Origin of the sequence: Acinetobacter sp. YH12045, from assembly GCF_013419925.1 — a bacterium.
In the GTDB taxonomy this organism is placed as follows: domain Bacteria; phylum Pseudomonadota; class Gammaproteobacteria; order Pseudomonadales; family Moraxellaceae; genus Acinetobacter; species Acinetobacter amyesii.
Window position 1 is genome coordinate 1 of sequence record NZ_VOZE01000029.1, and the last position, 5560, is coordinate 5560.

The 5560-nt window shown below is 39.4% G+C and carries 7 protein-coding genes; 4 read left to right on the top strand and 3 right to left on the bottom strand.

All coding sequences use genetic code 11. The features are described 5' to 3' along the window. A partial coding sequence (locus tag FTU02_RS16550) for a hypothetical protein (RefSeq protein ID WP_373684286.1) occupies positions 1-67 on the top strand: 67 nt, incomplete at its 5' end. Positions 68-88: 21 nt separating this feature from the next. Next, positions 89-994, top strand: coding sequence for a P-type conjugative transfer protein TrbL (gene trbL, locus FTU02_RS16065; protein ID WP_204832353.1), 906 nt, complete (start codon positions 89-91; stop codon positions 992-994). A 21-nt stretch (positions 995-1015) separates the two neighbouring features. Here the strand turns inward: trbL and FTU02_RS16070 are convergent, their stop codons facing one another. The 3 genes from FTU02_RS16070 to mobQ form a co-directional block, all read right to left on the bottom strand. Continuing rightward, positions 1016-1249 (bottom strand): hypothetical protein, encoded by a 234-nt coding sequence (locus FTU02_RS16070; protein ID WP_065996352.1) that lies wholly within the window; start codon positions 1247-1249, stop codon positions 1016-1018. A gap of 15 nt (positions 1250-1264) precedes the next feature. Continuing rightward, complete coding sequence (gene repM / locus FTU02_RS16075) at positions 1265-2203, bottom strand: replication initiation protein RepM (RefSeq protein ID WP_065996348.1); 939 nt, start codon at positions 2201-2203, stop codon at positions 1265-1267. A 601-nt stretch (positions 2204-2804) separates the two neighbouring features. Continuing rightward, entirely contained in the window at positions 2805-4223 is a 1419-nt protein-coding gene (gene mobQ, locus FTU02_RS16080) for a MobQ family relaxase (RefSeq protein ID WP_065996350.1), read from the bottom strand. 209 nt (positions 4224-4432) lie between these two features. Between mobQ and FTU02_RS16085 the strand changes: the two genes are divergently transcribed. Next, entirely contained in the window at positions 4433-4708 is a 276-nt protein-coding gene (locus FTU02_RS16085; RefSeq protein ID WP_004919011.1) for a hypothetical protein, read from the top strand. A 3-nt stretch (positions 4709-4711) separates the two neighbouring features. After that, a complete protein-coding gene (locus FTU02_RS16090) occupies positions 4712-5500 on the top strand; it encodes an ANT(3'')-II family aminoglycoside nucleotidyltransferase (RefSeq protein ID WP_005071978.1) in 789 nt (262 codons plus the stop codon). Positions 5501-5560 lie beyond the last annotated feature (60 nt).

The following is a 5560-nucleotide window of genomic DNA, read 5'->3' on the forward strand; positions in this document are numbered from 1 at the left end:
TATTGTCAATTTTTTGAGTTCAAAAATTGAAGAGCAGTTTGAGCAGAAAAGAAATCTGATCACATAATAATTTTTTGATTCTGGCTTTATGTCATGGCTTTTGATGAACTCAGCAACGTTCGCTGAAGCGATTGTAAATAGCTTCAGGCAGGCTGCATCTACCGCCAGTGGCTACAGTCTGCTTACACCCTCAGATTTTTTTGTGAACGGCTGGAAGATCGTCCAAGAGATTTTAAACTCGGTAAGTGCTTGGTCGCCTATTGATTCATTGGGGATGCTGATTGCTTCAATCATTATCATGATTGCATTTGCCTTGATTTGTGCGTTCTTGGTTTTGGCGTTGGTTGAAATGTATATCGTGGTGTCAGCTAGTGTCTTAATGATGGGGTTTGCAGGTTCGCAATGGACGAAAGACTATGCCTTGAAAACTATTCAATATGCTGTTTCAGTCGGTGCAAAAATATTTATCTTACAATTGATTGCAGGTCTTGGACTTACTTTTATCCAAGAGTGGGCTACGGGCTTTAATGTTGAAGACAATGTAAGTTTGGTCGGTATGATTGGCTGTAGTGTGGTACTGCTGGCATTAACCAAAATTGTGCCTGATATGCTCCAAGGTGTGATTAACGGTTCATCTATTGGAAGTGGTGCTGCTTTAACTTCTGCCCTACGTGCTGTGGCTGCTGCGACAGCTGGCGCTGCTGCTGGTGCAGCTGGTGCGTCTATGGCTACAAAAGGCGCTGGAGCGTTGGCAAGTGAACAGCTTAAAACGGCTCAAGCAACTGGCACAGGCCCATCGAGTGCAATGGGTAAAGCTGGTTTTATGGCTGGTAATATGGCCATGAATATGAGTTCTGCTTTAAAAAGTGACCTTGGTAGTCGTTTAAGTGGTTCTACGACTGGTGGACGTATGGCTGGCTCGATGATGAATAAAGCAAACGAGCTACGGTCAAAACGATCTAAAAGCAATCAGGATGAAAACACTATCTCATAGGGCGAGACAGATTTTTTCTGATTATTCGCATTTGTTTAGTTGTTGTTTTATACGCTCAATCCTTGTAATAAGACCATCCACACAACTTTGATGACGTTCATAAAGTGGGTGGTCTTTATTCTGCCAGTTATCCAATATTTCTTTGGCTTCGATGTACTCTTGTTCTAGTTTGTATAGTTGACCTTTCAGTCCAAAATTATCTTTATTCCAGATAGCTAATAGCTCGGTTTCACTTAGTTTTGATAAATCAGTCATTAGTAATACTCCCATTTAACCTTTAAAATCTGTTTCTGTTCGCAATGCCTTGAATATGCGTTTTGCCGTTTCTTCTCGCACACTGGACGGGTCACGTAAAATATTGGCAATCCATATTGCAAATGCTTGATAGTCCTTATTCCCTGCTAGGTCGCTGATACTGTGGACTTTAGACAATACTGAGCTATAAGTATTTATCTGACTGTCTGACAAGTTGCAGAACATATCAACCGTGCTTGGATCTCGTTCATGGTTGATTGTTTTAGGCTTGGATTTCTGTTTAAAGCTGAATGAAAACCCAATGATTGAACGTCCTCGCTTATGTTGCTCGTATTCTGCCTTAATGTCGGTATGGTCGTTAATTTGTTGAATAGCAGGCTCTAATACTCGTCTTTTAAACGATTCCATCCGTTGATGCTCTGTGTCCAATACACCAAGTCTTGACCTCAATTCCTTAGTTTCAAGCATTGATACTTTCCCAGTGCTACGCCATGCAATTAGTAGTTCATATAAACGTATGGCATAGGCACTCGTTAGGCTACTTACCTGCTCCAGTTCATAACTGGTGAAATGCTTCTCTAGGTTGGTGATCAGTGGCACAACATCATCTGAAAACCTGATACGGACAAGGGCTTCATTTTCAACATAGGACACACGCTGTACCCATCGGCTCATAACATTCTCAAGATTGCCTTTAGCCGTTAATTTTTGGTAACTAAAGCGACGCTCAAACAAGTTTTTGCAAGCATCCTTTAAGACTTTGTAGGCGGTGTTTCTATGGACATTGAAATGGTTAATGTAGCTTTCTGCATGGATAGTTAAATCACGGTCACTAGGGATATTAGACTCCCTCGCCTCCAGTATTGCTAAAAGGATTAGGCGTTGTTCTGCAAGGTCTAAATTATAACTGGCATTGATCAGCGCATTATCCTTAACGACTAGGTCTTTTTTCATACATAGCAACTTATTCGAATTTTGTTGTTATAGCAACATTATATAACAATGTTGTAATATGCAAGATAAACGTTGCTATATTGCAAGATAAACGTTGCTATATTGCAAGATAAACGTTGCTATATTGCAAGATAAACGTTGCTATATAAAGTCTGAAACCATTGCTATATAAGGATTTCAGTCACCCTAAAAATTAAAAAAAATAAAAAAATTAAAAAAGAGGGGAGGGGTCAAAATTGCCCTATGTACTCGCTAAAGCTCGTACTTTATTGAAGCTCGCAAGCTCGCTTCGAGGGGCAATTTTTCGGTTAATCCTGTTTGTGAAATCTAAAAGCAAAAGCAACTATGAATTCGCTTCGCTCATAAGGCTTTATGCTCGCTTCGCTCGGTCTAGGTGCAGATTTCAACATGAAAATATAGATTTTCTAGGGTTCAAGTCATTTAAAAGCGGTTTTTCAGAGGGTCGAGGGTCGAATATTGCTAGTTCGCTCGTAGACACTCGCTCTGTAAAACCATGTATTGTTTAGATAATTTTAATAAACACCAAAAAGAATAGGTATATCTATGGTGCAAAATCATATATTTTGCACCATAGATATACCTATCTTGAACGTGGTCTATTCCGCTTTTCGGCTTCAAGCATCTTGTTGGCTTCTTCATGCTTACCTTGTTCACGCAAGGCTTTACGTGCAAAAAATGCCTGTTTTTCTTGTTCTTGTATGGCTTTGGCTTCTTGTTTTCGTTTTTCCTGTTCGGCTAACTTCCGTTGTTGTTCTCGCTCAAGATAATTTCTTGCTCGGTCATATTTAGCTTTTAGGTTTGGATTAGCCTTGTTTACAGTCAGTTTTGCCCGATCTGTATAGCGTTCAGGCTCAAATCGAGGGGAGTTATTCCTCAATTCTCGTTCTTGTTCTTCCAGCTGGTTCAACTGCTTCTGAATTTCAGCATTTGCTGTATCCCATTTTCCGCCAAAAAACAGGGGTCTTTTTCCTAGTTCTTCTTTTTGGTGTTTAATATCGCTTTTAGATAGCTCTATTTGCTCCAAAACAGCGTTTATTTGCTCGATTTCTGTTTTTTGGATAGATGACGCTATGTTTTTCGCTTCTGTGGCTATAGCGTCGTTATATTGCGAAATAACGCTATATGCAATTTTGGTTAATTCTTCAGGGGAACGTTGTTCCTGGTCTTTTTCTTTTTGGCGTTGTTCCTGGTCTAAATTTTCCCTGGTCTGTTCCAAGTCATGAACAAGGCGTTCTGTGGCTAAAATTTCTTGCTCAAGTCCTTTAATTAATTGGCGTTCTGTATTTCTAGCCTTAATCGCATCGTTACTTAAACTGATTTCAGTGTCCTTGCCCTGTCTGCGAAGTTGGGTAATTGTAGAACCCTCATGCTGTGTGGCTTCTAAATCTAAACCTTGCTCTTTGTAGCTGCGGTGATCGACACGCTCATGGCTGCCAACCTGTTCAAGAAATTGATTGCAGAGTTCCGCAAACTGTTGTCTCCAGTGTTCGACTTCTTGTTTGCCGTTGTCGTTAAATTCTCTCGTTTTTTTATCAAGGTCGCCTTGTTGGTTAATGCTGCGTGTAGTGAGCATGATGTGGGCGTGATAGTTGCGGTCATCACTTCCGCCTGCGGTATGTGGGGCATGAATGACTGCATCAACAACGACCTTATGACGTTCTACAATTTTTCCGCATAGCTCATTGAGCATCTTCTCTCGTTGTTCTTGGTTTAATTCACAAGGAAATGCAACTTCAAATTCTCTTGATAATTGAGAGTTTTTTCTAGTTTCAATGGTTTCGACCGTATTCCAAAGCGTTTCCCGATCTAATAATTCTTTTTTGGTGTTTTCAGGCGCATAGATATTTTTAAATTCTATGCCTGTTTTCTTCGTGTAATCCTGCTCTTTTCCATAGCGTTCATCTTTCAATTTTTCCCCTGATCTATATGCAGCACACGCAACAGCACTTCGACCATCTGATCGACTAATATTTTTTACTGAAAAGTGAAAAATAGCCACGATGTAAAGTCCCATTGACAAGTGTTTTTAAAAAAAAATTGAAAATTTTTTTTCGGGGTTAAGGGGTGTCCCCTTACGCACTCCAAACTTTAGTTTGGGAAAGTGCGCCCTTCGGGAAAACCCACAACAATCATATAGCAACTTGAAAGCAATGTTCAAGTGCGCTTATGATTTAGGGGGATTTCCTCTATTTGAAAGGTATGTTAAAGATGAAAATTGAGTCATTGGAACAACAAATTTCTAAGCAACAAGAGCGGTTAAAACAGTTAAAAGCTCAAAAACAAGCTGCTGTAGCTCGTGAACGTTCTAAGCAAAAAGAGTTAGAACGAAAGAATGATACAAGACGTAAGATTTTAATCGGCTCTTGTATGTTAAAAATCGTCGAAAATGACACTGTTGCTCATGAAAAGTTAATGGCTCAACTCGATAAATACTTAACCGAAAATCGAGATAGAGAATTATTTAATCTTCCATTAAAGGAGTGAGTGATGCCTGATTTAATTCAGTTAGAATATCTACAAGAAAAATTACAGCAGCTTTTAGCGGAATCATTATTTGCAATTTATCTTTATGGTTCAGCTGTTGACGGTGGTTTAGGGCCAGAAAGTGATCTTGATGTACTGGTCGTGGTCACTCAACCATTAACTTCTGCTTTACGTGAGCAGCTTGCACAAGAATTACTAAAAATTTCACAGCCTGTTGGGGAATTACAAAGGCCATTAGAAGTTACTATTTTATTAAAAGATGAGATTCAGTCTGGAATTTATCCTTTAAGTTATGAAATGCAATTTGGTGAATGGCTGCGTGAAGAGCTTAAAGAAGGTGGAATATTGAGCTCACAGAAAGACCCAGATATTAGTATATTGCTTAGAAAAGCGAGATCTCATCATACAGTTTTATTTGGGCCAGCTTTAAACCAATGGGCACCTGAAATTTCTGATCAAGAACTATGGCAAGCAATGTCTGACACTTATCCCGAAATTGTAGCGCATTGGGATGAGGATGCAGATGAAAGAAACCAGATTTTAGCTTTATGCCGGATCTATTTTAGTTTAGTGATGAAGGATATTGCTTCAAAAGACAATGCTGCACGATGGGTTATGTCTCAGCTTTCTGATGAGCAGAAATTCGTATTGCAGCGACTTATACAGGAATATAGAGGGGAAATCGGCAAACAAAATTGGCAAGAGGAGCATTATGCTTTGCAGCCTATTGTCAATTTTTTGAGTTCAAAAATTGAAGAGCAGTTTGAGCAGAAAAGAAATCTGATCACATAATAATTTTTTGATTCTGGCTTTATGTCATGGCTTTTGATGAACTCAGCAACGTTCGCTGAA

Coding starts and splice junctions, on each gene's coding strand:
- trbL (WP_204832353.1), top strand. CDS start 89: ATGTCATGGCTTTTGATGAACTCAGCAACGTTCGCTGAAGCGATTGTA.
- repM (WP_065996348.1), bottom strand. CDS start 2,203: ATGAAAAAAGACCTAGTCGTTAAGGATAATGCGCTGATCAATGCCAGT.
- FTU02_RS16070 (WP_065996352.1), bottom strand. CDS start 1,249: ATGACTGATTTATCAAAACTAAGTGAAACCGAGCTATTAGCTATCTGG.
- FTU02_RS16090 (WP_005071978.1), top strand. CDS start 4,712: ATGCCTGATTTAATTCAGTTAGAATATCTACAAGAAAAATTACAGCAG.
- FTU02_RS16085 (WP_004919011.1), top strand. CDS start 4,433: ATGAAAATTGAGTCATTGGAACAACAAATTTCTAAGCAACAAGAGCGG.